This is a genomic window from Terriglobales bacterium (genome assembly GCA_035624475.1).
Classification (GTDB): Bacteria; Acidobacteriota; Terriglobia; order Terriglobales; family Acidobacteriaceae; genus DASPRL01.
Genome location: DASPRL010000068.1, coordinates 1 through 25,079 on the forward strand (window position 1 = coordinate 1; position 25,079 = coordinate 25,079).

The 25,079-nt window shown below is 66.8% G+C and carries 26 protein-coding genes and 1 tRNA gene; 20 read left to right on the top strand and 7 right to left on the bottom strand.

What is annotated here, in order from left to right:
- The 10 genes from VEG08_02990 to VEG08_03035 all read left to right on the top strand — a co-directional run.
- A partial coding sequence (locus VEG08_02990; GenBank protein HXZ26946.1) for a CTP synthase occupies positions 1-1,345 on the top strand: 1,345 nt, incomplete at its 5' end.
- Positions 1,346-1,384: 39 nt separating this feature from the next.
- Positions 1,385-1,717 carry a biotin/lipoyl-containing protein gene (locus VEG08_02995; GenBank protein ID HXZ26947.1) on the top strand — a complete coding sequence of 111 codons (333 nt, stop codon included), beginning with the start codon at positions 1,385-1,387 and terminating at the stop codon, positions 1,715-1,717.
- 44 nt (positions 1,718-1,761) lie between these two features.
- Positions 1,762-2,589, top strand: coding sequence for a 3-deoxy-8-phosphooctulonate synthase (gene kdsA, locus VEG08_03000; GenBank protein HXZ26948.1), 828 nt, complete (start codon positions 1,762-1,764; stop codon positions 2,587-2,589).
- Between the two features lie 58 nt (positions 2,590-2,647).
- Positions 2,648-3,526, top strand: coding sequence for a thioredoxin family protein (locus tag VEG08_03005; protein HXZ26949.1), 879 nt, complete (start codon positions 2,648-2,650; stop codon positions 3,524-3,526).
- Between the two features lie 50 nt (positions 3,527-3,576).
- On the top strand, positions 3,577-4,545 hold the full coding sequence (locus VEG08_03010) for a KpsF/GutQ family sugar-phosphate isomerase (GenBank protein HXZ26950.1): 969 nt from the start codon (positions 3,577-3,579) through the stop codon (positions 4,543-4,545).
- A 101-nt stretch (positions 4,546-4,646) separates the two neighbouring features.
- Positions 4,647-4,859 (top strand): hypothetical protein, encoded by a 213-nt coding sequence (locus VEG08_03015; protein ID HXZ26951.1) that lies wholly within the window; start codon positions 4,647-4,649, stop codon positions 4,857-4,859.
- A gap of 124 nt (positions 4,860-4,983) precedes the next feature.
- Complete coding sequence (locus VEG08_03020) at positions 4,984-6,780, top strand: proline--tRNA ligase (GenBank protein HXZ26952.1); 1,797 nt, start codon at positions 4,984-4,986, stop codon at positions 6,778-6,780.
- Positions 6,781-6,817: 37 nt separating this feature from the next.
- Positions 6,818-7,162 carry a hypothetical protein gene (locus VEG08_03025; GenBank protein HXZ26953.1) on the top strand — a complete coding sequence of 115 codons (345 nt, stop codon included), beginning with the start codon at positions 6,818-6,820 and terminating at the stop codon, positions 7,160-7,162.
- 176 nt (positions 7,163-7,338) lie between these two features.
- Positions 7,339-9,936 carry a PBP1A family penicillin-binding protein gene (locus VEG08_03030; protein HXZ26954.1) on the top strand — a complete coding sequence of 866 codons (2,598 nt, stop codon included), beginning with the start codon at positions 7,339-7,341 and terminating at the stop codon, positions 9,934-9,936.
- A gap of 13 nt (positions 9,937-9,949) precedes the next feature.
- The gene (locus VEG08_03035; protein HXZ26955.1) at positions 9,950-10,759 is read left to right on the top strand and encodes a tetratricopeptide repeat protein; all 810 of its coding nucleotides are present in this window, start codon (positions 9,950-9,952) and stop codon (positions 10,757-10,759) included.
- Between the two features lie 162 nt (positions 10,760-10,921).
- Here VEG08_03035 and VEG08_03040 read toward each other — a convergent pair whose 3' ends face one another.
- The 4 genes from VEG08_03040 to VEG08_03055 all read right to left on the bottom strand — a co-directional run bounded on the left by VEG08_03040 (position 10,922) and on the right by VEG08_03055 (position 12,860).
- Positions 10,922-11,542, bottom strand: a complete 621-nt coding sequence (locus tag VEG08_03040) for an HAD hydrolase family protein (protein ID HXZ26956.1) — start codon at positions 11,540-11,542, stop codon at positions 10,922-10,924.
- A gap of 75 nt (positions 11,543-11,617) precedes the next feature.
- Positions 11,618-12,109 (bottom strand): DinB family protein, encoded by a 492-nt coding sequence (locus VEG08_03045; protein ID HXZ26957.1) that lies wholly within the window; start codon positions 12,107-12,109, stop codon positions 11,618-11,620.
- Between the two features lie 9 nt (positions 12,110-12,118).
- On the bottom strand, positions 12,119-12,454 hold the full coding sequence (locus tag VEG08_03050) for a hypothetical protein (protein ID HXZ26958.1): 336 nt from the start codon (positions 12,452-12,454) through the stop codon (positions 12,119-12,121).
- 25 nt (positions 12,455-12,479) lie between these two features.
- On the bottom strand, positions 12,480-12,860 hold the full coding sequence (locus VEG08_03055) for a response regulator (GenBank protein HXZ26959.1): 381 nt from the start codon (positions 12,858-12,860) through the stop codon (positions 12,480-12,482).
- Positions 12,861-12,981: 121 nt separating this feature from the next.
- Here VEG08_03055 and VEG08_03060 point away from each other — a divergent pair, with 121 nt between their 5' ends.
- From VEG08_03060 to VEG08_03075, 4 genes are all read left to right on the top strand, one after another.
- On the top strand, positions 12,982-17,289 hold the full coding sequence (locus VEG08_03060; GenBank protein HXZ26960.1) for a DEAD/DEAH box helicase: 4,308 nt from the start codon (positions 12,982-12,984) through the stop codon (positions 17,287-17,289).
- 17 nt (positions 17,290-17,306) lie between these two features.
- A complete protein-coding gene (locus VEG08_03065) occupies positions 17,307-17,648 on the top strand; it encodes an STAS domain-containing protein (GenBank protein HXZ26961.1) in 342 nt (113 codons plus the stop codon).
- Positions 17,649-17,653: 5 nt separating this feature from the next.
- Positions 17,654-18,157 (top strand): L,D-transpeptidase family protein, encoded by a 504-nt coding sequence (locus tag VEG08_03070; protein ID HXZ26962.1) that lies wholly within the window; start codon positions 17,654-17,656, stop codon positions 18,155-18,157.
- A gap of 70 nt (positions 18,158-18,227) precedes the next feature.
- Positions 18,228-18,566: an STAS domain-containing protein gene (locus VEG08_03075; GenBank protein ID HXZ26963.1), complete on the top strand. Its 339-nt coding sequence runs from the start codon at positions 18,228-18,230 to the stop codon at positions 18,564-18,566.
- A gap of 19 nt (positions 18,567-18,585) precedes the next feature.
- On the opposite strand, the gene VEG08_03080 is transcribed toward VEG08_03075, so the two are convergent.
- Positions 18,586-18,978, bottom strand: a complete 393-nt coding sequence (locus VEG08_03080) for an ATP-binding protein (GenBank protein HXZ26964.1) — start codon at positions 18,976-18,978, stop codon at positions 18,586-18,588.
- Between the two features lie 218 nt (positions 18,979-19,196).
- Between VEG08_03080 and VEG08_03085 the strand changes: the two genes are divergently transcribed.
- Entirely contained in the window at positions 19,197-20,027 is an 831-nt protein-coding gene (locus VEG08_03085) for a DUF1189 family protein (protein ID HXZ26965.1), read from the top strand.
- 69 nt (positions 20,028-20,096) lie between these two features.
- On the opposite strand, the gene VEG08_03090 is transcribed toward VEG08_03085, so the two are convergent.
- A tRNA-Ala gene (locus tag VEG08_03090) sits at positions 20,097-20,172 on the bottom strand.
- A gap of 232 nt (positions 20,173-20,404) precedes the next feature.
- On the opposite strand from VEG08_03090, the gene VEG08_03095 reads away from it, so the two are divergent.
- The 4 genes from VEG08_03095 to VEG08_03110 all read left to right on the top strand — a co-directional run bounded on the left by VEG08_03095 (position 20,405) and on the right by VEG08_03110 (position 23,338).
- Entirely contained in the window at positions 20,405-21,106 is a 702-nt protein-coding gene (locus VEG08_03095) for a hypothetical protein (protein HXZ26966.1), read from the top strand.
- 215 nt (positions 21,107-21,321) lie between these two features.
- Entirely contained in the window at positions 21,322-22,074 is a 753-nt protein-coding gene (locus VEG08_03100) for a sigma-70 family RNA polymerase sigma factor (protein HXZ26967.1), read from the top strand.
- Positions 22,071-22,742, top strand: a complete 672-nt coding sequence (locus VEG08_03105; GenBank protein HXZ26968.1) for an anti-sigma factor — start codon at positions 22,071-22,073, stop codon at positions 22,740-22,742. Before VEG08_03100 ends, VEG08_03105 begins: the two co-directional genes overlap by 4 nt.
- 155 nt (positions 22,743-22,897) lie before the next feature.
- Positions 22,898-23,338, top strand: a complete 441-nt coding sequence (locus VEG08_03110) for a DUF4442 domain-containing protein (GenBank protein HXZ26969.1) — start codon at positions 22,898-22,900, stop codon at positions 23,336-23,338.
- A 290-nt stretch (positions 23,339-23,628) separates the two neighbouring features.
- Here the strand turns inward: VEG08_03110 and VEG08_03115 are convergent, their stop codons facing one another.
- Complete coding sequence (locus VEG08_03115; GenBank protein HXZ26970.1) at positions 23,629-24,018, bottom strand: hypothetical protein; 390 nt, start codon at positions 24,016-24,018, stop codon at positions 23,629-23,631.
- A 534-nt stretch (positions 24,019-24,552) separates the two neighbouring features.
- Between VEG08_03115 and VEG08_03120 the strand changes: the two genes are divergently transcribed.
- Positions 24,553-25,079: hypothetical protein (locus VEG08_03120; protein HXZ26971.1), on the top strand; the 527-nt coding region annotated here is incomplete at its 3' end.

The following is a 25,079-nucleotide window of genomic DNA, read 5'->3' on the forward strand; positions in this document are numbered from 1 at the left end:
ACAGGTCATCCCTCACGTCACCAACGAAATCAAGAACGCCATGCGCAAGGTCGCGGGCACAGCCGACGTCACCATCGTCGAAATTGGCGGCACTGTCGGCGACATCGAATCACTCCCGTTTCTTGAAGCCATCCGCCAGATGCGCCAGGAACTGGGCCGCGAGAACACGCTCTTCGTGCACGTCACCCTGGTGCCCTTCATCGCTGCCGCCGGCGAACTCAAGACCAAGCCCACGCAGCATTCGGTGAAGGAATTGCTTTCCATCGGGATCCAGCCCGACATCCTGCTCTGCCGCACCGACCGCTACCTCGCGCCCGAGATGAAGTCCAAGATCGCGCTCTTCTGCAACGTGGAGGAGCCGGCGGTGATCACCGCCAAGGACGTGGCCTCCATCTACGAGGTGCCGCTGGTCTTCGCGCGCGAGAACGTGGACACCCTGGCGCTCAAGTACCTGCACCTGCAGACCCGCGAGCGCGACCTCGCGAAGTGGGAAGAGCTCGTGCACCGCGTCTACAACCCCAAGGACGAGGTCTCCATCGCCATCGTGGGCAAGTACGTGGAGTACGAGGACTCCTACAAGTCGCTGAAAGAGGCGCTCACCCACGGCGCGCTGGCCTTCAACCTGAAGCTCAACGCCACCTGGGTGGAGGCCGAGGGCCTGGAGACCAAGGACCCCGCCGACCGCAGCTACGAATCGCAGCTCGAGGGCTACGACGGCATCCTGGTGCCCGGAGGCTTCGGCAAGCGCGGCATCGCCGGCATGCTCAACGGAATCCGCTACGCGCGCGAAAAGAAGGTGCCCTACTTCGGCATCTGCTTGGGGATGCAGACGGCGTGCATCGAGTACGCGCGCAACGTGTGCGGGCTGGAGGGCGCGGACTCCAGCGAGTTCGATCCCACGCCGGTGCACCGCATCATCTACAAGCTGCGCGAACTGCGCGGCATCGACGAGTTGGGCGGCACGATGCGCCTGGGCGCCTGGACCTGCAAGCTCGAGCCCGGCTCGCAGGCCCACAAGGCCTACGGCGCGCTGGAGATCAGCGAACGCCATCGCCACCGCTACGAGTTCAACCGCGAGTACGAGCAGTTGCTGACCGGCGCCGGCCTGCGCATCACCGGCTCCACTCCCGACGGCACCTACGTGGAGATCGTCGAGATCCCCGACCATCCTTACTTCCTGGGCTGCCAGTTCCATCCCGAGTTCAAGTCCAAGCCCCTGGAGCCGCACCCGCTCTTCCAGGCCTTCCTCGGGGCCTCGTACCAGAACCGGCTGCGCCAGCGCACGCGCAAGGAAACGGCGGAGGTCGAGCTCTTCCACCGGCCGGAGAAGGTCGGAAAAAGATAAGATTGAACCGCAGAGACCGCAGAGATCGCAGAGGGGCAAATGCCTTTCTGGTATTTCGTCCGGGTACCTGAACTGGACCCAACCGTGCAGCATCAGTCGGGAACCGTGGACGTGGTTCGCTATCTGCTGAACGAAGGCGATCAAGTCAGCCCTGGCACACCGCTGGCTCTGGTGGAGAACTATTGGGCGTTGCTTCGCATCGCGGCAACCGGTCCGGGGTACGTTTCCAAGACGTTCTTTCGTCCCGGGATGACGGTCAAGGTTGGCGACCCAATCGCGATTGTTAACGCAGACGGCGAAGACTTGCCATATGACAAGCCGTCAGCGACCATTGAGGTCGTTGAACGCAAGCGGGCAAAGAGCAACAAATAGTCCTCTCGGCGTCCTCTGCGATCTCGGCGGTGAAAGGTCCTTGACTGGCGACCAGCTTCAAAGTCGGCGAGGTGCACATCGGGGACGGCTCGCTGTTCCTGATCGCGGGCCCCTGCGTCATCGAGAGCGAAGAGCACGCGGTCAAGATGGCGGAGTGTATCGCCGGCGTGGCCAAGGCGCTGCGCCTGCCCTACATCTTCAAAGCCAGCTACGACAAGGCCAACCGCACCGCGCTCGAGAGCTACCGCGGCCCGGGGGTGGAGCGCGGCCTGCGCGTGCTGGAGCGGGTGAAGCGCGCGGTCAAGGTGCCGGTGCTCACCGACGTCCACGAAGCCGTGGACGTGCAGCGCGTGGCCGAGGTTGCCGACGTGCTCCAGATCCCCGCCTTCCTCTGCCGCCAGACCGACCTGATCGTGGCCGCTGCCAAGAGCGGCTGCGCCGTGAACATCAAGAAGGGCCAGTTCGTTTCGCCCTGGGACATGCGGCACGCGGTCCAGAAGGCGCACGCCTCGGGCAACAAGCGCGTCTTCGTCACCGAGCGCGGCTCGTCGTTCGGCTACAACAACCTGGTGGTGGACATGCGCTCGCTGGTCATCATGCGGGAGTTCGCGCCCGTGGTCTTCGACGCCACCCACTCGGTGCAACTGCCTTCGGCGGGGACGGACGGCAAGGCGGTCTCGGGCGGCCAGCCGGAGTTCATCCCCGTGCTCTCGCGGGCGGCGGTGGCGGCGGGCGTGGACGGCGTCTTCCTGGAAGTCCACGACAACCCCAAGCAGGCCAAGTCCGATGGCGCCAACGCCCTCGACCTCAAGCACCTGCGCGCGGTGCTGCAGCAGTTGCTGGCCGTGCACAAGGCGGTGCGGGCTTCTTGAAACGTTCTCCTTGGCGATTGCGGAGAGTCCCATGACATCGAAGCGAGTCTTGGCGGGAATGCTGGCGCTGCCCATCTTTCTGGCCTGCGCGGGCGCGCAGTCCAAGCCGGCTGGGGCTGGCTCCGCGACCGCGCCTTCCTCGTCGGCGCCGACTTTCGAGCCCCTGGGAGGGTGGGAGCGGGCGCTGCGGGCGGGCGACAGCGACGCCCTCAGGGCGAATTTCTCCTCGGATCCGCCGGTACGTCTCTTGGACCTGAAAGAAAAGCCCTTCAGTCTCGATGAAGAGCTTGCCTTCTGGCAGGCGCGGAGGGCAGAGGGTTTCAAAATCGTCAGCGTCGATGTGTTGGACGCCGGAAAAGTTCCTAAGCTGCCTGACTACTTCCGCGAGGTGACCTTCGTGGTTGTGCTGCAGGCCCCGGGGTCTCCGCCAAGTCCCAGGTACGTCGATGCCGCCCAGATCTGGAACACGGCCACCAGCCCGCCACAGATCGTGCTGATGGTACGCAGCGGCTTACTGCCCCTGCAGCAGCCCAGGCGACTCGACCCGGACCTTTACCCTGCTAACGCCGATGCCAAAGCCGACATCGCTGCAGCGGTGGCCCGCGCGGGCCACGAGCACAAGCGCGTCCTACTCGTCTTCGGCGGCAACTGGTGTTACGACTGCGATGTCCTGGACTTGGCGTTCCACCGGCCCGACATCGAACCGCTGCTGACCGCCACCTTCGTGGTCGTCAACGTGGACATCGGACAAGTCGACAAGAACCTGGACCTGGTAAAGCAGTACGAGATCGTGCTGGACAAGGGGGTGCCAGCGCTGGCGGTGCTGGAGAGCGACGGCAGACTGCTCTACAGCCAGAAGGAGGGCGAGTTCGAGTCTGCACGCTCCCTCACCCCCGAAGAGATCATCGCCTTCCTGAATCGTTGGAAAGCAAAATAGTTCCTTGGCTCTGCGTCCTCTGCGCTCTCTGCGGTAAACTCTTTCCTTCCATGCGGCGGACCGGCGAAAACGTGGTGCGCATCGAGATGGAGGCCCTGCGCGAGCTGGCCGAGCGCCTGGCGGGGCCCATGGGCCCGGCCTTCGAGCGCGCCCTGGAGATGCTCTTCGCCTGCTCCGGGCGCGTGGTGGTCACCGGCATGGGCAAGAGCGGGCTGGTGGCGCGCAAAGTCGCGGCCACCCTCGCCTCCACCGGCACGCCCTCGCTCTTCCTGCATCCCGCCGAAGCCGTGCACGGCGACCTGGGCATGGTGGTGCGCGGCGACACCGTGCTGGCGCTCTCCTTCAGCGGCGAGACCGAGGAACTGCTCACCCTGCTGGCCACGCTGAAGCGTCTGGAGGCGAAGCTGATCGTCATCACGGGCAACGTCAAATCCACGCTGGCGCAGGCCGCCGACGTCGCTCTGGATTGCTCGGTCGCCAAGGAAGCCTGCTCGCTGGGCCTGGCGCCCACCGCCTCGACCACCGCCATGCTGGCGCTGGGCGACGCCCTGGCGGTTGCGCTCGCCGAGAAGCGCGGCTTCAAGGAAGAAGACTTCGCCAACCTGCATCCCGGGGGCAAGCTGGGCAAGAAGCTGGCGCGGGTCTCGGCGCTGATGCACACCGGCGAGGCCGTGCCCCGGGTCACGCCGAAGGCGAAAATGCCCGAGGTGATCTACGAGATGTCGAAGAAGGGCCTGGGGGTGACCGCGGTGGTGGAGGACGGCGGGCGGCTGCTGGGCATCATCTCCGACGGCGACCTCAGGCGGCTGCTGCAAAAGCGCGGCAAGGAGGTCCTCGACCTGACCGCCGGCGAGTGCATGACGCGCGCGCCCAAGACCATCCGCGGCGAGGAGTTCGCCGCCACTGCCCTGGGCGTCATGGAGCAGAAGAAGATCACCTCGCTGGCGGTGGTGGACGGCGAGGGCCGGCTCGAAGGCATCGTTCACCTGCACGATCTGTGGGGGACGGAGATGGTGTGAATGCAGAATTCAGAATGAAGAATGCAGAATTCTGCCACTCGCCCGCTGTGTCTTGATTCCGCATTCTCCATTCTTCATTCTGCATTCCACGAGGAACTGCCATGTATCACTATGATCCGCGGACGGCGCTGGAAGAACTGAAGGAAGAGGCGCAACTGCCCAACCCGGTGCACGTGCGCGACATGATCCTGCGGGCGCATCCCACCGCCGACCGCTCCCTCGAGCTCAACCGCCGCTTCCTGGAGTACCAGAAGCTCTTCGGCGAAGCGCAGCAGTTGGCGCGGGAGTTGCTGGAGCAACTCGGCGGGAAGTAGGGATCCCTCGGGCGCGACTCTCGGCCTGCGTTCTTCAGGCCATGAGAGGACCTGGATCCCTCGCTGCGCTCGGGATGACAATTCCCAAAGGACTGCTCCGGTCAGTTAGAATGACCTCTCCCCTATGCATCGCTGGTCACAACGGTTCATTCCGACGCTGCGCGAGGCCCCGGCCGACGCCGAGGTCCCCAGCCACAAGTTCCTGGTGCGGGCCGGCTACGTGCGCCAGCTCGCCGCCGGCATCTACTCCTACCTTTTCCTGGGGTGGCGCTCGCTCAACAAGATCGCCGGCATCGTGCGCCAGGAGATGGACAAGATCGGGCAGGAATTCTACCTGCCGGCGCTGAACCCGCGCGAGGTCTGGGAGGCCAGCGGGCGCTGGCAGCAGATGGGCGAGACCATGTTCCGCCTCAAGGACCGCAAGGGCGCGGACCTGTGCCTGGGCATGACCCACGAGGAGGTCATGACCGAGATCGCGCGCAAGGAACTGCGCAGCTACAAGCAGTTGCCGCAAATCTGGTACCAGATCCAGACCAAGTTCCGCGACGAGGCCCGGCCCAAGAGCGGCCTGCTGCGCGTGCGCCAGTTCATCATGAAGGACTCCTACTCCTTCGACCTGGACGAGAAGGGCCTGGACGCCTCCTACCTGAAGCATTACGACGCCTACAGCCGCATCTTCGACCGCTCCGGGCTGCAGTACGTGGTGGTGGAGGCGCACTCCGGGGCCATGGGGGGCTCGCAGTCGCACGAGTTCATGGTGATGACCGACGCGGGCGAGGACCTGGTGGCCTCCTGCGCCGCCTGCCGCTACGCCGCCAACCTGGAGAAGGCCGCCTCGCGGCTGGATCCGGTGCAGGAGCTGGCGCCCACCAGCGACGGCAAGCCCGAGCTGGTCTCCACCCCCGGCAAGCGCACCATCGAGGAGGTCTCGAAGTTCCTGGGCGTCTCGCCCAAGAACAAGATCAAGACCCTGGCCCTGGTGGCCACCGAGGAGGAGCCCGGCAAGAAGCAGCCCAAGCAGCGCAACGTGATCGTGCTGCTGCGCGGCGACCATGCCCTCAACGAGGCCAAGCTGCAGACGGCGCTGGGCGGCATGCCCTTTCGCCCCATGCAGCCGGAGGAGATCGAGCAGGTGTTCGGCGCGGCCGCGGGCTTCATCGGCCCGGTGGGCCTGGCCGCGTACCAGGTGGACGCGCGCACCACGCCCACCCAGCAGATCCTGCTGGACGCGCTGCCCCTCATCCTGGCCGACGAAGCCCTGAAGGGGCGGCAGAACCTGATCACCGGGGCCAACAAGACCGACCATCACCTGCGCAATGTGACACCCGGGCGGGACTTCGGGGTCAGCCAGTGGGCCGACCTGCGCAGCGTCGCCGCCGGTGAGCCCTGTCCCAAGTGCGGCGAGCCCCTGCGCGTGGCCAAGGCGGTGGAGATCGGCCACATCTTCAAGCTGGGCTACCGCTACTCGCAGTCCATGGGGGCGGTGGTGCTGGACCAGGATGGTAAGGAGGTCACCCCCATCATGGGGAGCTACGGCATCGGGCTGGAGCGCATCCTGACGGCGGCCGTGGAGCAGAACCACGACGCCGAGGGCTTCTGGCTGCCCCGCTCCATCGCCCCCTTCGATGTGGTGGTCACGCCCACCAATCTGGGCGATGCGGCCGTGCTGCAGGCGGCGGTGCAGGTCGCGGGCACCCTGGAGCGCGCCGGCTACGACGTGCTACTGGACGACCGCGACGAGCGCCCCGGTGTCAAATTCAAGGACGCCGACCTGGTGGGGATACCCTTTCGGGTGACCGTTGGCAAGAAGGTGGTGGAGGGTAAAGTGGAGGTGCTGCGGCGCTCGACACGGGAATCCCAGGATGCTAGTATCAGCGAAATAGCGGGGGTCTTCCACAAGCTGCTCCAGGCTGCCGGGTAAGCTGCCGGCGGAGCGCTCCAGGGGAGCGTAGGATTCCATGAAACGAGTCAAGGCGCTGGCGGGGTTCTTGCTGGTGGCGGTCGGTTTCTACTTGGCGTGGGAGCTGCTGCCTCCGTATTTCGCGAACTACCAGCTGCAGGACGCCCTCGAGAACGAGGCCCGCCTGGATTCCTACAACCCCAACAAGACCGATGCCGACATCAAGAACAGCATCGTGAAGGAGGCGCGCGACCTCGACATCCGCCTGAAACCGGAGGATGTCACCATCAGCCGCGACGGCCCCAACCTGATCATTTCGGCCTCGTATAGCGTTCACGTGGATCTGCCGGGATTCCCGCTGGACATCAAGTTCAACCCGGCCACCAAGAACAAGCGCATTTAGTTGCGCGACGCGGCCGGACGCGGCGGACCGGGCCACGGAAGGGCCTAGCACCCAGGAAGCGAGGACGCGCTCTGGCGCCTCGTGAGACGCGAACGACCCGCAGCACCGGAGAACCGTAGGTTGGGCGCGCCCCATCGTCGGCAAACGAGCGGAGCCTCCGCCATTCCATCGTGGCAGTGAAACCCAAAGAAGCGCAGCGCAAGCCCTCCGCAGGCCGGAGCCGGTTCACCCATGCCCTGATCAAGGCGGGACTCGCCGGTTTTCTGCTGCTGGGGGTGGCCGGGCTGGCGGTCTTTTCCTTCTTCTACGTCAAGTACGAACGCATCGTCGACCAGCGGCTGAAGGGGCGGCTGTTCAACAACTCCGCCCGCATCTATGCGGCCCCGCCGGTGGTGCGGGTGGGAGAGCAGATCACCGCCGCCCAGGTCGCCCGCGAACTGCGCCTGGCCGGCTACGCCCCCGAGGGCCAGGGAGAATCCGGTCTCGGCACCTACCAGATGCTGCAGGACGGCATCGAAGTCGAGCCCGGTCCGGACTCCTACCACGCCTCCGAGGGCGCGCGCATCCACATCGCCGACGGCCAGGTGCAGGGCATCCTCTCGCTGGGCCGCTCGCCCCAGCCCCTCTCCGCCTACGCCCTGGAACCGCAACTGGTGACCGCGCTCGCCGACAACGACCAGCGCAGCAAGCGCCGCCTGCTGCGCTACGACCAGATCCCCAAAGTGATGGTGGATGCCGTGGTCGCCATCGAGGACCGCCGCTTCTTCCAGCACAGCGGCGTCAACTACTTCCGCCTGGTGGAAGCGGCGTGGGCGGACCTGGGCCAGGGGAACCGCGAGCAGGGCGGCTCTACCCTCACCATGCAGGTGGCCCGCGGCTTCTTCCTCACCCCGGAGAAGACGGTGAAGCGCAAGCTCACCGAGATGCTGATCGCCATCATCCTGGAACAGAAGCTGAGCAAGCAGCAGATCTTCGAGCTCTACGCCAACCAGATGGACATGGGACAGCGGGGCTCGTTCACCATCCGCGGCTTCGGCGAGGCCTCCCGCGCCTACTTCAACAAGGACATCAAGGACCTGACCGTGCCCGAGGCGGCGCTGCTGGCCGGGCTGCTGCAGGCCCCCAGCTATCTTTCTCCCTACCGCCATCCCGACCGCGCCCTGGAGCGGCGCAACCTGGTGCTCGACGGCATGCTGGAGACCGGCGCCATCACCCAGGAAGAGTGCGAGCGCGCCAAGGCCACCCCCCTCAAGCTGGCCCCGCCCAACGTGGAGGCCAGCGATGCTCCCTATTTCGTGGACCTGGTCCACGACACGCTGCTGGAGCGCTTCAAGGAGCAGGACCTCAGCGACCACGCCTACCGCATCTACACCACCCTGGATCCCGAACTGCAGGCCGACGCCGCCGAGGCGGTGCAGTACGGCATGAAGATCGTGGATGAGCAGGTCAAGAAGCTGCGCACGCGGCGGGTCAAGGTAGGAGACCGGTGGGAGACCAAGGTGGTGCCCGGACCCCAGGCGCAGGTGGCGCTGCTGGCGCTGGACCCGCACACCGGGCAGGTCCTGGCCCTGGTGGGCGGGCGCAACTACAGCGTGAGCCAGCTCAACCACGCCGTCGCCAGCCGGCCCACCGGCTCCGCCTTCAAGCCCTTCGTGTACGCCGCCGCCATCAACACCGCGCTAGACGGCAGCCAGACCGTGCTCACGCCCGCGTCCGTGGTCGACGACTCGCCCACCACCTTCACCTACGGCGACCAGATCTACGAGCCGCGCAACTTCGGGGAAAAATACCTGGGGCCCGTCCCGCTCACGACCGCTCTGAAGCTGTCGCTCAACAACGCCACCGTGAAGGTGGCCGAGATGGTGGGCTACGACAAGGTGGCGGCGCTGGCGCGGGCCGCGGGCATCAAGTCGGTGGAGCCGACCCCGGCCATGGCCATCGGCGCCTACGATGCTGCCCCGCTGGACGTGGCCGGGGCCTACACCGTCTTCGCCAACGGCGGGCTGCGGCTCACGCCTCTGCTGATCACCTCAGTGCGCGACGCCCAGGGGCAACCGGTCGCCGAGTTCCACAGCGAGAGCACGCAGGTTCTGGACCCGCGTGTGGCCTACGTGATGACCACCATGATGGCGGCCGTGATCAACTCGGGCACGGCGGCGGGAGTGCGAGGCATGGGCTTTACCGCCCCAGCCGCGGGCAAGACCGGGACCTCGCACGACGGCTGGTTCGCCGGGTACACCAGCAACCTGCTGTGCATCGTCTGGGTGGGCTATGACGACTACAGCGACCTGCGCCTGGAAGGAGCGCACAGCGCCGCCCCCATCTGGGCGGAGTTCATGAAGCGGGCCATCCAGCACCCCGAATATCGCGACGTGCGCGGCTTCAGCCCGCCCGCAGGGGTGGTGGACGTCCAGATCGATAAGGTTACCAACCGCCTGGCCACGGCCAGTTGCCCCGACGACTACGTCGCCGCCTTCATCGCCGGGACCGAACCCCACGACACCTGCGACAATTCCTCGGTCAGCGGCGTCTCCGGCTTTTTCTCCCGCCTCTTGGGCCTGGAGCCGAAACCTTTACCCCCGGCCGTGGTGTCAGATAATAATAGTAGTAGCCAGCAGGCGTCCGGGCAGGCGGCGGCTCCCAAGAAGAAAGGCCTCTTCGGCAAGATCGCGGGCTTCTTCAAGGGCGGCCAGCCGGCTCCGCCCACCCCGACTCCCAGTCCGAGTCCCAGCCCGGCCGACGCGGGCCAGGGGAGCCAGGGTAAGCCTCGCTAGCTGAGGAGGAAGTATGAAGTCCCGCGTCGTCCTGGTGCTCGCGCTCGCCGCCCTGTTCCTGGTGGTGGCGCCGCTCGCCGCCGCCCAACAGCAACCCACGACCGCCATCGCGCCTCCGCAGATCCGCCGGGTGGAGCCGCCGCCCGCCGATGCCACCCTCGCCCAACTGGAGCAGCGCGGGGATGAACTGCGGACCGAGAAGGCCTATGTGGACGCCATTGACTACTACCGCGCCGCCCTCCGCAAAGATCCCAAGAACGCCGTGCTTTTCAACAAGGCCGGCATCGCCGAGCTGCAGCTGGCGCGCTATCGGGAAGCCAAGAAGGACTTCGAGCGCGCCACCAAGCTCAAGAATGATTACGCCGAGGCCTACAACAACTTGGGCGTGGTCTACTACATCGACCGCGACTACAAGAAGGCTATCAAGATCTACCAGAAGGCGCTGGCGCTGCAGGAGGCCACGGCCAGCTTCCACAGCAACCTGGGAACCGCGTACTTCGAGCGGAAGGAGATCGATCTGGCCATGAAGGAGTATCTGCGCGCGCTGGAGCTGGATCCCGACATCTTCGAGCGCCTCTCCATGGCGGGCGTGACCGCGCACCTGGCCTCGCCCAGCGACCGCGCTCACTATTCCTACATCCTGGCCAAGATGTACGCGCAGGCGGGCAACTCCGATCGCTGCCTGCTGTACCTGCGCCGGGCCAAGGAGGACGGCTACGACAAGCTGAGTGATGTCTACAAGGACGACGTCTTCGCCCAGATCCGCAAGGACCCGCGCTTCGCCGACCTGATGGGCGAGAAGACCACCGTCATCCCGCAGTAGACCCTCTTGCGGAACCCGTGGCCGGCAGGAGAACCTCCCTGCCGGCCACGACTTTTTTCCCGCTCCAGGGTCTGTGGGAACAGGTAGAGCGTTCGCCCGCCGGGGCGAATGCCCAGAGAGACAGGGAGGCCTGCCGGCTGGCGACGCAGCCGGCGGGCCTTTTCATGAGCGGCGGCCCGAGCGGGCGGCCACGTAGCCTTCCACCACCTCGTGCCACTTGCCCTGGGCCTGCAGGATGTACTCGACGGCATCGCGCACCGCGCCTTCGCCCCCGCGGTGATCGGTGATGATGTGGGCCTCGTCCTTGACCTCCTCGCGGGCGTTGGGCACGGCTACGGCCAGCCCGCAGCGCCGCATCACCGGCAGGTCGATCACGTCGTCGCCGACATAGGCGACCTCGGCGGCGGTCATCCGCTCCTTCTTCAGGATCTCCTCCAGCGCGTCCACCTTGTCCTCCACGCCCTGGCAGACGTAATCCATGCGCAGGTCGCGGGCGCGCAGGGCCACGGTCTCGGAGATGCGCTTGGTGATGAGCCCGGTCTTGAGCCCGCCCAGCCGCGCCAGGGTGATGCCGGTGCCGTCGTGGGCGTGGAACCCCTTGGCCTCCAGGAAGGCCCGGCTGGGCGCCGCCAGGACAGGCTTGCCGTCCTCGCCCAGCGCCGGCTCGCGGTTCGCCGCCGGCACGCCCGGCGGTGCGGGAAAGAACCAGATGGTGCCGTCGGTCATCACCCCATCGACGTCGAACAACAACAGCTTGATCTTCTTGGCGCGCGGCTTGGACATGATCGGTCCCCAGTTCCCTGTTGCCGGTTCCCGGTTTGTGGAAACAAATACTGTACCGCAAGCAAGTTGCAGGCGCTAATCGCGCCAAGCTCCCAGCAGGCGGCGCACCGTCACCAACTCGCCCAGATGGTAGGCGTTGTGGTCGGCCAGCAGCAGCGCCTCGCGCAGGATGGTCTGGCCGTCGCCGTGGGGGATGCGCGCGTAGAGATCCGTTTTGGGGTCCGCCACCAAACGTGCCATGGCCTTCCGGTCGGCGCCAAAGCGGCGCACGCTCTTCTCCCAGCCCGCCGGGGAGGGCGGGGCAGCGCCCTTCGGCCAGTAGCCTGCCGGCCAGTCGGGAGAGACATGCCTGGCGTCGCGGCTGAACTCCAGGATGTCCCACTGCGCGAGGCGCAGGTGCTCGAGGATCTCCCAGGGACTGTGCGGCATGTTGTCGGGCCGGCGGCCGCGCGCGCTCGCGGGCAGGTGGGCGACAGCTTTCTCGAAACTCAGGTGAGCCCCGCCGCCGCCCAACAGGTAAAGGAGGTGCTGACGCAGAGCGGTTTGCGGATCCGGTCTTCGGGGCATGAGGACCTCCTAGAACTGCCCGGGCACGAACTCCTCGATGGCCAAGGTGAGCACCGCGCGGCAGCGGCCGCACAGCAGCAGGGTCTGGTTCTCACCGGCGCTCAAGACCGCCAGCTGCAGGCTGTCGCAGGCGGCGCAGCCGGTGGTGGGCTCCCCCGAGAGCGGTTCGGCGAACTCCAGGTCGGCTTCCCGGTCGAAGCGGCCGGTCTTGCGGGTGTTGATCTCGAAGGTGGAGCGGCAGTCGGCGCAGACGTGGTTGAAGCAGCACTTGGGCTCGCGGGAGTAGACGATCTCCGCCCCGCCGCACTTGGGGCAGCGGATCAACTCCTTCAGGGTCGGCGCCATGCTGGGATTGTACCCCGGGAGATGGCTACGACTGTTTGGCGGCGGGCGCGGGCGCGGCCAGCAGTTCCTGGACCTTATCCACGATGGCCTGGGCGCCGTCGCCCTTGATGACGAGGGCGCTCACGAACTCCAGCGCCGCCTCCGGGGGCCACCAGTAGCTGCCGCAGAGCATGACCACAGGAAGCTGGGGACTGAGCTTGCGCAACTGCCGCGCCACTTCGGCGCCGTGGGTGTCGCGCGACTTCAAGTCCACCACCACCAGGTCCACACCGCCCTGGTGGAAAAGCTCGATGCCTTCATTACCGCTGGTGGTGGCCAACACGCGGAAGCCGGCGCCTTCCAGCGCCGCCTTCCAGACCTCCAGGGCTTCGGGCTTGCCGTCGATACAGAGAATGGTCTTGGGCACGCGTCCTCGCGCGGTCGAGCATTCTCAAGGGAGGGAGAGCATACCACTGTGGGAGGCCGCCGGAGCGGATTTCTACAGGCGAAGATATTGCGAAACTGGGAAAACTGGGTAGAATAGCGCAATGCATCCCGCGGTTCCCTCCCTGGCTTGGGCGCATCCCCTGGTGCAGGAGTGGTTCGCACGCCGCTTCGGCACCCCCACCGAGCCCCAGGAGCAGGGCTGGCCGCACATCCTCAACGACCGCGCTACCCTGATCTCCGCGCCCACGGGCTCGGGCAAGACCCTGGCCGCCTTCCTGGCCTGCATCGACCGCCTGGTGCGCAAGGCGCTGGCCGGCGGCCTGCTCGACCGCACCGAGGTGCTCTACATCTCGCCGCTCAAGGCGCTGGGCAACGACATCCAGAAGAACCTGGAGATCCCGCTGGGCGAGATCCTGGCGCTGGCGGGGGAGCGCGGCTTGCTGATGCCGGTGATCCGCTCGGCGGTGCGCACCGGCGACACCCTGATGCACGAGCGCCGCGCCATGCTGCGCCGCCCGCCGCACATCCTGGTCACCACGCCGGAGTCGCTCTACATCCTGCTGACCGCGGGCAGCAGCCGCGCCATCCTCCGCGACGTCGAGACCGTGATCGTGGACGAGATCCATGCCGTCGCCGACGACAAGCGCGGCTCGCACCTGGCCTTGTCCCTGGAGCGGCTGGAGGCGCTGCTGCCGCGCTCCCCGGTGCGCATCGGGCTCTCCGCCACGCAGAAGCCCATCGAAGAGATCGCGCGCTTCCTGGTGGGCAGCGAGCGGCCGCTGCCTGCCATCGTCGACGTCGGGCAGCGCCGGCAGCTCGACCTCGCCGTGGAGGTGCCGCGCAGCGAACTCGGCCCCGTCGCCTCCAACGAGATGTGGGACGAGATCTACGACCGCTTGGTCGAGCTGGTGCGCCAGCACCGCTCCACGCTCATCTTCGTCAACACGCGGCGGCTGGCCGAGCGCGTGGCCCACAACCTGGGCCAGCGCTTGGGCGAGGAGGCGGTGGCCGCGCACCACGGCTCGCTCTCCCGCAAGCTGCGCCTGGCAGCGGAGAAGAAACTGAAGGAAGGCCAGGTGCAGGCGCTGGTGGCCACGGCTTCGCTGGAATTGGGCATCGACATCGGTTTCGTGGACCTGGTCTGCCAGTTGGGCTCCACGCGCTCCATCGCGGTGGCCTTGCAGCGCGTCGGCCGCGCCGGACACTGGCGCGGCGCCATCCCCAAGGGACGCATCTTCGCCTCCACCCGCGACGAGTCGCTGGAGTGCGCCGCGCTGGTGCGCTCGCTGCGGCTGGGCGAGCTGGACAAGCTCGAGATCCCGCCCGCGCCCCTCGACGTCCTGGCGCAGCAGATGGTGGCTGCCTGCGCCGCCGAGGAGTGGAAGGAAGAGGATCTGTTCGCGCTGGCGCGCCGCGCCCATCCCTACCGCGAACTGCGCCGCGAGGATTTCGACGAATTGCTGGAGATGCTCTCGGAAGGCATCGCGGCCAGCCGCGGCCGCTTCGGCGCCTATCTCTACCGGGACCGCGTGAACGGGCGCCTGCGCGGGCGACGCGGCGCCCGGCTCGCCGCCATCACCTCCGGTGGCGCCATCCCCGACAACGCTCTCTACACCGTGGTGGCCGAGCCCGAGGGCACGGTGGTGGGCACGGTGGACGAAGATTTTGCCGTGGAGAGCATGAAGGGCGACGTCATGCTGCTGGGCAACACCTCCTGGCGAATCCGGCGGATCGAGTCCGGCCGCGTGCTGGTGGAGGACGCCCACGGCGCCGCGCCCGGCGTCCCCTTCTGGCGCGGGGAGGCCCCGGCGCGCACCCAGGAACTTTCCGCGCAGGTGGCGGAGCTGCGGCAGACGATCAGCGACATGGTGCCCAACGTCCGCCCGGGGGGCGTGACGCAACAGAGTGCCGAAGTCGCGGCCGCGGTGGCCTGGCTCAAAGAACACTGCGGCCTCGACGATGCCGGCGCGGAGCAGGCCGTGGACCACATCGTGCAAGGGCGCGCCGTGCTGGGCGCCGTGCCCACACAGCAGACCATCATCGCCGAGCGCTTTTTCGATGAGGGCGGCGGCATGCAGCTGGTGATCCACGCTCCCTTCGGCGGGCGCGTCAACAAGGCCTGGGGACTGGCGCTGCGCAAGCGCTTCTGCCGTTCCTTCAATTTCGAGTTGCAGGCCGCGGCCACCGACAACGGCCTCAACATCTCGCTGGCCGAGCAGCACAGCTTCCCGCTCTCCGACGTCTTCCACTTCCTTGCGGAAGAGACGGTGCAGACGGTGCTGGAGCAGGCGGCACTGGCCTCGCCCATCTTCGGCACGCGCTGGCGCTGGGACGCCAGCCGCGCCCTGGCGCTCTTGCGCTTCCGCGGCGGCAAGAAAGTCCCGCCGCAGATCCAGCGCATGCTCTCCGACGACCTGCTGGCCGCGGTCTTCCCCGACGTGGCCGCCTGCCAGGAGAATATCGTGGGCGACATCCAGATCCCCGACCACCCGCTGGTGCGCGAGGTCATGAAGGACGTGCTCTCGGAGGCCATGGACCTGGAAGGCCTGCGGCGGCTGCTCGGAGAGATCACGGCCGGGCGCATCCGCTGCCTGGCGGTGGACACGCCCGTGCCCTCGCAGTTCGCGCACGAGATCCTGAACGCCAATCCCTACGCCTTCCTCGACGACGCGCCTCTGGAAGAGCGCCGCGCCCGCGCCGTGGAATTGCGGCGGGTGCTGCCGCAGTCGGTGCTGGAGGAGGTGGGCAAGCTCGATCCCGCCGCCATCGAGGAAGTTCGCGCCGACGCCTGGCCCGACGTGCGCGATGCCGACGAATTGCACGACGCGCTGCAGACTCTGGTCGCGCTGCCCGAAGCTTGTGTGGCGCAGCCGCCCCCGGCTGTGCGTTCTTGCTCAACATGGCTCGGCCATTTCGAGACCCTTGCCGCCCAGCGCCGCGCCACCCGCGCCGTCGCCGGGGACATCACGTATTGGGTGGCGGCCGACCGGGCCAAGAGCTTCGCCGTGCTCTTCCCCACCGCGCACTTCGAAGCCACCCTGCCCGAGATCGAGAAAGACCAGCCCACCCTCGACGATGCCCTGCTGGCCCTGGTGCGCGGCTGGATGCTGCACAGCGGTCCGGTGACGGTCGAGCATCTCGGCCGCACGCTCGGCTTCGCCGCCAGCGAGATCGAGAAAGCTCTGCTGCGTCTCGAAGCTTCGGGTTCCGTGCTGCGCGGCAACTTCACCTCGGATCACCCGATCACCCCATCCCCCGATCACCCGATGCCCCAGGAGTGGTGCGAGCGGCGGCTGCTGGCGCGCATCCACCGCCTCACGCTGGGCACGCTGCGGAAGCAGGTAGAGCCGGCGACGTCTGCGGTCTTCCTGCGCTGGCTGCTGCGCTGGCAGCATCTCGCGCCGCAGACGCAGGTCGTGGGCGAGCGCGGCACACTCGAGGTCCTGCGTCAGCTCCAGGGCTTCGAGATCCCGGCCAACGCCTGGGAGCCGCAGGTGCTGGCGCGCCGCGTCGCCAACTACGATCCCAAGGTGCTCGACCAGCTCTGCCTGACCGGCGCGGTGGGCTGGGGCCGGCTCTCGCCGCATCCCGCGACCCTGGAAGACTCCGGTCCGGCCGGCCGCCGCGTGATCCCCACCAGCGTCGCCCCCATCACCTTCTTCGTGCGGGAAGAGGCGGAGTGGATGATCCCCACCCGCCCCGAGGCGCAGCACGACGAGGCGCGCGGCTTGAGCCCAGGAGCGCGCGAGGTGCTGAAGTTCCTGGCCGCGCGCGGGGCCTCGTTCTTCCCCGACATCGTGCGCGGCACCGGCAAGCTGAAGTCGGAGGTGGAGACCGCGCTGTGGGAATTGGTGGCGGGCGGGCTGATCACCGCCGACGGCTTCGACAACCTGCGCGCCCTCCTCGATCCCAAGCGGCGCGCCGGGCAGGGCGCGGGGCGCAGCGCGCGTCCCCGGCACAGCGCCGGACGCTGGTCCCTGCTCTACTCCGGCGAGCCCGCCGAGCGGGCGCGCGCCGTCGAGGCCACCTGCTGGATGCTGCTGCGGCGCTACGGCGTGGTCTTCCGCGAATTGCTGGCGCGCGAAGCGCTGGCGCCGCGCTGGCGCGAGCTGCTCCTCGCCTTCCGCCGCCTGGAGGACCGCGGCGAGGTGCGCGGCGGCCGCTTCGTCTCCGGCTTCCTGGGCGAGCAGTTCGCGCTGCCGGAGGCGGTGGAGTCGCTGCGCGCCCTGCGCAACCTGGCTGCTTCCGGCGAGACCGTCACGCTCTCCGCCGCCGACCCGCTCAACCTGGTGGGCATCGTGGTGCCGGGGGAGCGCGTGCCGGCCATCTCCGGAAAGACCGTTGCGTTCCGCGACGGCGCCGCGGTTGCGCCGGAGAGCAACGCGGTTACAATCTCTTCGGCCCGGTAAGGCGGGAAGGAGGGGGCGTGGAGATCCAGGTCCTGAACTACGGCCAACTGAAAGGGATGAAGCTGAAAGGACCGTTCCGCGGGAGCGAGGCCAACGCCGTCTTCCGCCGGCACGCCGACGAGATGCTGCAGGCCGGAGGCATCTGGCTGGTGGTGGACCTGGCCGACGTTCCCGCCATCGACTCCACCGGCATCGGCAACCTAGTGTACCTGCTCAGCACCTGCAAGCGCCGCGGCGGGATGGTGAAGCTGGTCCGCCCCTCCGACTCCACCGGCAACGCCCTGCAGTTGACCGGGCTGCTCAGTCTCTTCGAGGTCTTCGACAGCATCCCGCGCGCGGTCGCCTCCTTCCGGGAATGACCTTGGTGGCGCGCGGCCGAATCGTCCTGGTCCTGGCGCTCTTCCTCGCCGGGCTCGCGCAGGGGGCCGCACCCGCGGCGCCCGGGAAGGCGGACAAGATTCTGGTGCTCAAGAGCGAGCGCAAGCTCATGCTGCTGGACCACGGCCGCCTGCTGAAGACGTACAGGATCGCACTGGGGAGCGAGCCGGTGGGCCCCAAGACACGCCAGGGCGACCATCGCACGCCGGAAGGGCTCTACGTCATCGACCGCCGCAATCCCCGCAGCCAGTTCCACCGCGCGCTGCACATCTCCTATCCCAGCGCCCAGGACCGGGCACGGGCGCGGCGCCTGGGGGTCAGCCCCGGGGGCGACATCTTCCTGCACGGGCTGCCCAACGGCCAGGGCTGGATCGGCGCCGCTCACACGCTGCATGACTGGACCGACGGCTGCATCGCGGTGACCGACGAAGAGATCGAGGAGATCTGGCGCGCGGTCCCCGACGGCACCCCTATCGAGATCCGTCCCTGAAGGTGCTCCCACCGGTTTTCGCCCCTGGAGTTGACGCAGGGGCTATAATGCGCGGCACCGGAGGGGCGCTGTGGACATCAACATCCGAAGGCGCGGCACAGTCGAGATCATCCAGTTGCGCGGTGACCTGCGCCTGGGCCAAGCGCTGGACCAGTTCAATCGCGCCACCGGTGAACTGCTGGAATCGGGCGAGGCCTGCCTGGTCATCAACCTGGCGGAGGTAGGGATGCTCGACTCCAGCGGCATCGGGGCGCTCATGAAGCTGCTCACTTCGGCCACCAAGCGCGGGGGCGCGCTCAAGCTGGTGAACCCTTCCCCCATGGCCCAGAAGACCCTCAAACTGGTGGGCCTGCTCACGCTCTTTCCCGTCTTCCCCGACGAGGAGCAGGCAGTGGCCTCGTTCGGCTAGCGCGCCCTGGACGCGCGCCTCAGGACTTGCGCATGTGGATCTCGGCGCCCTCGCGCCGGAAGTGGACCTCGTCCATCAGTTCGCAGATCAGGTAGATGCCGCGGCCGTGGTCCTTCTGGAGATGGCGCGGGCTCTTGGGGTCCGGCAGGGAGGCAAGGTCGAAGCCGGGGCCGGGATCACTCACCACGATGAGCACCCCCTGCTCCTGGTCGCACGCTACCCAGCACTCCACGCTCTTGGCCGGGTCCCTCCTGCAGCCGTGGACGACGGCGTTGGCCAGGGCCTCTTGCAGCGCCAGCCCCATGTCTCCCAGCTTCTCCGAATCCGTGCCCCACTCCTGGCGGGCGAGGGCGGTGACCCGGTCCACGGTGGGGCCGATGACGCTGACGTCCCCGGGGAGAAGGAAGTGCATGCGGGCGCTGCGACTTCCGTGGCAGCGCTCACAAGCAGGCATGAGCTCGAGCGGTTCGGGCATGGGTCGTGTGGGGCTTGAGCGGGCATTCTAGACCATTTTGCCCCGGGAGCAAATTCTGTTCGCCGCCGCGGTTCGGTAGGGACCGGTTGCTTCCACCGCCGTCCCCGGCTAAGATGCCCCCGACCCTTAACCCCGCTCGGTCGCAGGAGACGACCATGTCATCCCCTGGCCCCGTCACACCCCAGCCGCCCGCGCCCCAGGCGCCGTCCAGGAAGCGCTACTCCGTCTTCCAGGCCCTCTACATGGCCTTCTATTCTGCCGATCTGTACCAGGACGTGGGCGCGCGCTGGCAGGGTGTAGGCGCGGCCTACCTGCTGCTGGTGGTGGTGCTGAGCTGGTTGCCGGTATTGATCAAGATGCAGGTGACCTTCTCGGACTTCGCCACCCACGATGCTCCCAAGATCATCGGCCAGATCCCGCCCATCACCATCGATAAGGGCAAGGTCTCGACCACGGTGGACACACCTTATTTCATCAAAGATCCGGACACCGGGAAGGAACTCGCCATCCTCGACACCAGCGGGCAGATCACCTCCCTGGACGGCCACCCCAGCGCCTTCCTTCTGCTCACCCAGAGCCGGCTCATCTCGCGGCAGAGCAACATGGAGGTGCGCGAGTACGACCTCTCCCAGGTGCAGCACTTCGAGTTCAACCGCGAGAAGGCGCTGGACTGGCTGCTCACCTTCAAGAACCTCCTGCTGGTGATGGTGGCGCCTTTCGCCATCCTCTTCGGCTACATCTACCGCATCCTGCAGCTCCTGCTGTACGCGGCCATCGGCATGGGCTTCGCTTCCATGATCAAGCTGAAGGTGGAGTACGGGGTGATGATGCGGCTGGCGGCGGTGGCGGTCACTCCCGCCCTCCTCATCAATATGGCCTTCGATCTTTGGGGCAAGAGCATCCCCTTCTGGTGGCTGATCTGCTTCGCCATCGCCATGTGCTACCTCTTCTTCGCCGTGAAGAGCGCGGCCGCAAACAAGGCGTGAATCATCGGCACGCCGCGTTGCGCTACTTGGGACGGGCGAGGGTCAGCGGCCGCTTCAGGAAGGGGAATCTGGTGGACCTGGTCGGGATCGAACCGACGACCTCTTCCATGCCATGGAAGCGCGCTCCCAGCTGCGCCACAGGCCCACTCGTAGGAAAAGGAAGGATCGTCATCATTTTCGCCCAGCCTGCCCCCTTAGTCAAACCGCCAGAAGGAGGGTGGGAACCGCGGCAGCCCTGTTCTTCCGCCCGGCAAAGCACTACAATCTTGGCTACGCCACCTCGATCCGTCCCCCGAAGCTGCGCGCGGCGCCACCGCGCTTCTTCCGCAAGAAGACGCACCGCACCCTGGAGAATCCCCGGGGGCGTGGGAGGTTGTATGCAGCGCACCGCAGCCCTGCTCGTCCTGTTGTTGCCGCCCGCCATCGCATTAGCGCAGTACCCGTCTTCCCCGCAGTACCCGCCCGCCCGCACTTCCTCCCCGGCCGCTCCGGCTGCGGCTGCGGTCTCGGCTCCAGCCACGGCCGCGCCCTCCGACCAGCTGCTCCGCCCTATCGAACAGGCAACGCTGGCCACGCTGCAGGACTTGGGAGCGCTGCGCATCGACAAGTGGAAGACGGATGGCTCAAGCAAGGATGCTCTGCAGCAGCAATCCGCCGCGCTGCAGCGCAACCTGGCCGCGGCCTTGCCCGAGCTGGTGAAGCAGGTGCGCGCCCATCCCGACGACCTGGCTGCCAGCTTCAAGCTCTACCGCAACCTGAACGCGCTCTACGACGTGCTGGCGCCGCTGGCCGAGGCAGCCGGGCGGGTAGGTCCGCAGGGCGATTCCCAATCCCTGGTCCAGGACGCCTCCGCCTTCGACCGCGCGCGCCGCGCCTTCGCCGACCGCCTGGAGGTCCTGGCCACTGCCCGCGACGCCGAGATCGCCCGCCTGCGCGCTCAAGCTCCGCCCCCGCCCAAGCCGGCCGCGCCCAAGAAGATCATCATCGACGACACCAAGCCCGCCGCGAAAAGCAAGGGCGCGGCCAAGAAGAAGACCGCCGCCACCAGCCCTGCCTCCTCGTCGACCAGCCCGCAATAGGGGCGCGCAAGAAAGGCGACACGCTGCGTTCTTTGGCCGTAAGCTCAAGGTAGGCAAGGGGTAGCGGATTTCCTCCTCTTCCCGGGAACCTAAGGCGGGTAGGGGGCGTCTATTGGTACTAGGCCTGGTGGCCGGGGGTGGGGGTTGGCCGTCTCCGGTTACTGAGGAGAGGTTGTTGCGGGGGTAGGAATCCTGCTACCTTTGGGATGGACGCCATGAAGGTCGTGGCGGGAGCAACGACGTTGGCCGACCTCGCCAGTGCGATCGCGGTCCGGGCCGAAGAAGCCTCGGTGGTAGCCGAGCTGAAGGCCGGTTCCGAGGAGGCGTACGCCTGGCTGATCGCGCATTATCACCAGCCCATCTATAGCCTGGTGTACCGCATCCTCAACGACCCCGCCGACGCCGCCGACACCACCCAGGAAGTCTTCCTGAAGGTGTTCCGCGGCATGAAGCGCTTCCACGGCGAGTCCAGCCTGAAGACGTGGATGTACCGCATCGCCATCCACGAAGCTTCCAACCGGCGGCGCTGGTGGTTCCGGCACAAGAGCCGTGAGACCACCATCGAGCCCGAGCCCGCGCAGGAGGCCTCCGGCTCGCAGGGCTTGAAGGACACGCTGGCCGACGCGAGCGAGTCGCCCTTTGACAACCTCGCCCACGAAGAAGTGCGGGCGCGCGTGGAAGCCGAGCTCAAGCAGCTTTCCGAGCCGTATCGCACCACCGTGATCCTGCGCGACATCGAGGAACTGTCGTACGAGGAGATCTCGGAGGTCATGCAGGTCACCCTGGGCACGGTGAAGTCGCGGCTGATGCGCGGCCGCGGGGCTTTGAAGAAGCGCCTGGAAGCCTACGTGCGCGAGGTGGGGCCGGAGCTGGGGCTAAAGGCTCCGGGCCCCTCCGCCACGCCGGAAGCGCGGGACCAGGCCGAGCGTCCCGTGAGCATCGGGGGAGAAGCCGAGGTGTTGCCATGAAGTGCATGCAGGCCCAGTCCCTGTTCTCGACGTATCTGGACGGCGCGGTCACCGGCCGCGAGATGCGGGCGATCGGCGAGCATCTGGAGGCTTGCCCTGCCTGCGCGGCGGAGTACGCAGGGCTGCAGCAGACGCAGCGGCTGGTGGCGGACCTGGGGCGCAAGAAGGCCCCCGCCGACCTGGCCCTGAAGCTGCGCGTCGCCCTCTCCAGCGAGGCCTCCATGAGCGTGCGCCGCCGCTGGGAAGGGTTGCTGGTGCGCTTGGAAGACGCGGTCAACGGCTTCCTTCTGCCGGCCACTGCCGGCCTGGTGAGCGCCGTCCTGATGTTCGGGCTGCTCATCGGATACTTCGCGGTGCCGCCCTCGGTGCGCGCGGCCCCCAACAAGAACGACGTCCCCACGCTGCTGTACACGCCGCCGCAACTGGCCGCCTCGCAGTTCACCCTGAATGCGGTCAACGACGACTCGCTGGTGGTGGAGACCTTCGTGGACGAGAACGGGCGGGTGCAGGACTACCGCATCCTCAACGCTCCCCACGCCAGCGAACAGCTCGTCCGCGAGGTGGACAACTTCATGATCTTCACCGTCTTCCGGCCGGCCACCGCCTTCGGCCAGCCCGCCCCCGGACGGGTGGTGCTCTCCTTCTCCAAGGTCAGCGTGAAGGGGTAAGAGCGGTTCCAGTTCCCGGTTCTCACTGTCCAGAACGCCTCGTGCGGAGGCGTTTTTTCTTGGCCGCTGGGAGCCGGCGGAGACGGGACGGGCGGGCCGCCGGCTCTAGTATCCTCTCGGCAAGAGAGTCAAAGCCGACCGATACCAGGAGAACCATGACGGCCAAGAGACTGAAGCGGCGCCTGCGCCTGTACCCTCCTTACCTGGGCGCGGGCGTGCGCGTCACCGAGCTTGCCGACGACTTCAAGAGCATCCGCGTGGAGATGCCCCTGCGCTTCTACAACCGCAATTACGTGGGCACCCACTTCGGCGGGTCGCTCTACTCCATGTGCGATCCCTTCTACATGCTGATGCTCATCCACCTGCTGGGGCCGGAGTACATCGTCTGGGACAAGGCTGCCACCATCCGCTTCAAGCGCCCGGGCAAGGGCGTGGTGCAGGCGCTCTTCCGGCTCTCCGACGAGCAGATCGCCGAGATCAAGGCGGCGGTGGAGGCCCAGGGCAAGGTCGAACCCCAGTTCCAGGTCACGGTCACCGACCGCGAAGGCAACGTGGTGGCGGAGGTGGACAAGCTGCTCTACGTCCGGAAGAAGTGATGGCGCTGGGACAGCCCCTCCTCTCCCCCACGTGATCCGATGAAGCAAAGGACTTAGCCACGGAGATCAAGCCAGAAGCAGGCTTGAGTGGGCCACCCCCTCAAATGGCTATCTGGCACGCCGCGTTGACGGGAGGAGGGAAAGGGGCACCCTCAGAGCGCCCCCTCACAAGAGTGACACGAGGGGGGCGCGCGCGGGCTGGCGTGCCGTGGCTATTGGGCGCACATTCCGGCGTCGCGATCGCGCGGGCGGGGGCGTCGGGCGTTGTCGTGAGGAGATAGCCTGTCCCACTAGAACTTCTTCTTTGTGACCTCGCACTGCCAAGTGGAGTGCGTGGTCACCGGACTGTTATGACGTCCCGCTGAGTAAGAAGATACCTCCAACACGCCGGTTGCGCGGCTGAGGTCATACGAGGATCGTTTCTCAAGGTCCTGCGTAGAGGTGTCGTCACTCCACGACACGTTCGTGTCGGTGAACGTCGCCCGAGAGGCGGACCCGTCGGTGTTTCCTGCGTCGAACTTAGCCGTGCTCTCAGCCTCGTTGATCATGGCTGGCTTTTCGTAGTGGTAACTTACCTTATTGCCGTCGACGTGGGTAAGGGTACACGTGAGATGAGTCTCCTGTGCCCCGGCGATTCCTACAAGAATCGCGACTGCCAAAAACACATTCCGCAATTTCATTTGAGTCTCCTGCGAGTCGACGACGTCTTCGTGGTCTGCTCTACCAAGGCCTTCGCTTCGCGTTTCTGGCCTTCGAGTTCCGGATAGCAGCCCGGCGACATTTGCGGCGTGGGTGCAGTGGAAATGGGTTCGACCACGCTCAGTACCTTTACCTCATTGCCCTGGGGGCGAAGCTGCTCAGCGATGCTCTGGGCAGCGGCGTCTGAGCACTTCGACCCATCGATAGCAAGTAGGATCTTCATGGCTTCCTTTCAGTTGACCCGAAACCCGGCTTGCCACGGGCGAGATCCTTACCCCACTTCTGAGGGAATCGTAGGCGCGCCCTGAGTACAAGTCAATGCAAGGCAAGCACGGGGCGAGAGACGGATGTAACTGTTGATAAATCCCCTTAGCGTAAGTTACGGGCAGTTCCGCCCCGGAGCACCGACCGCCGGAACCGCGGTTGAGTGGGCTGCCCGCCGCTCTTAGCGGCGGGGATTATATCCGCCTTTCTCTCGGTTGACGGCTCGGAGAATGTGATACAAACTCCAGCCCATGAAATGGTTGGGACTGGCATTGGTTTTCGCGCTAACCGCACTATTCGCCGGCGCAGCGAGTCCACAGGTGTCCGCCGCACACCCATCCGGTGAACCATCGATGGTGACGGTGCCGTTCTTCGCCGAGGACGGCCATGGCCATCCCGTCCAGGGAATCACTGCGTCTGACCTGTCGATTCTGGACAATAAGGAACCCCCGCAGTCGGTGGTCGAGGTCCGGTCGGCCAAGGACCTGCCGCTTCGCATCGGGCTTCTGATAGACAGCAGCGGCTCGCAGGGCCGGACCAAGCTATTCCGGCCCGCTGTCCAGGCTGCCTCCGACCTTCTGTACGAAGTGCTCAACCGCGCTGACGACAAGGTCTTCGTGGCCACATTCACCGAGGAAGTCAGTGTGAGCCCCTTCATGACGAGGGACCAATATGCGAACTACAAAGAGGGTATGAGAACGCAGGGTGGAACGGCTCTCTATGATGCGGTGGTCCTGGCATGCAAGCGGATGGATGCTGATGTTCATGAGCCAGCCCG

Excerpts from the sequence above, each read along its gene's own strand:
- VEG08_02995 (HXZ26947.1), top strand. The coding sequence starts at position 1,385 with ATGCCTTTCTGGTATTTCGTCCGGGTACCTGAACTGGACCCAACCGTG.
- VEG08_03005 (HXZ26949.1), top strand. The coding sequence starts at position 2,648 with ATGCTGGCGCTGCCCATCTTTCTGGCCTGCGCGGGCGCGCAGTCCAAG.
- VEG08_03010 (HXZ26950.1), top strand. The coding sequence starts at position 3,577 with ATGCGGCGGACCGGCGAAAACGTGGTGCGCATCGAGATGGAGGCCCTG.
- VEG08_03015 (HXZ26951.1), top strand. The coding sequence starts at position 4,647 with ATGTATCACTATGATCCGCGGACGGCGCTGGAAGAACTGAAGGAAGAG.
- VEG08_03020 (HXZ26952.1), top strand. The coding sequence starts at position 4,984 with ATGCATCGCTGGTCACAACGGTTCATTCCGACGCTGCGCGAGGCCCCG.
- VEG08_03025 (HXZ26953.1), top strand. The coding sequence starts at position 6,818 with ATGAAACGAGTCAAGGCGCTGGCGGGGTTCTTGCTGGTGGCGGTCGGT.
- VEG08_03035 (HXZ26955.1), top strand. The coding sequence starts at position 9,950 with ATGAAGTCCCGCGTCGTCCTGGTGCTCGCGCTCGCCGCCCTGTTCCTG.
- VEG08_03040 (HXZ26956.1), bottom strand. The coding sequence starts at position 11,542 with ATGTCCAAGCCGCGCGCCAAGAAGATCAAGCTGTTGTTGTTCGACGTC.
- VEG08_03045 (HXZ26957.1), bottom strand. The coding sequence starts at position 12,109 with ATGCCCCGAAGACCGGATCCGCAAACCGCTCTGCGTCAGCACCTCCTT.
- VEG08_03050 (HXZ26958.1), bottom strand. The coding sequence starts at position 12,454 with ATGGCGCCGACCCTGAAGGAGTTGATCCGCTGCCCCAAGTGCGGCGGG.
- VEG08_03060 (HXZ26960.1), top strand. The coding sequence starts at position 12,982 with ATGCATCCCGCGGTTCCCTCCCTGGCTTGGGCGCATCCCCTGGTGCAG.
- VEG08_03080 (HXZ26964.1), bottom strand. The coding sequence starts at position 18,978 with ATGCACTTCCTTCTCCCCGGGGACGTCAGCGTCATCGGCCCCACCGTG.
- VEG08_03085 (HXZ26965.1), top strand. The coding sequence starts at position 19,197 with ATGTCATCCCCTGGCCCCGTCACACCCCAGCCGCCCGCGCCCCAGGCG.
- VEG08_03095 (HXZ26966.1), top strand. The coding sequence starts at position 20,405 with ATGCAGCGCACCGCAGCCCTGCTCGTCCTGTTGTTGCCGCCCGCCATC.
- VEG08_03100 (HXZ26967.1), top strand. The coding sequence starts at position 21,322 with ATGAAGGTCGTGGCGGGAGCAACGACGTTGGCCGACCTCGCCAGTGCG.
- VEG08_03105 (HXZ26968.1), top strand. The coding sequence starts at position 22,071 with ATGAAGTGCATGCAGGCCCAGTCCCTGTTCTCGACGTATCTGGACGGC.
- VEG08_03110 (HXZ26969.1), top strand. The coding sequence starts at position 22,898 with ATGACGGCCAAGAGACTGAAGCGGCGCCTGCGCCTGTACCCTCCTTAC.
- VEG08_03115 (HXZ26970.1), bottom strand. The coding sequence starts at position 24,018 with ATGAAATTGCGGAATGTGTTTTTGGCAGTCGCGATTCTTGTAGGAATC.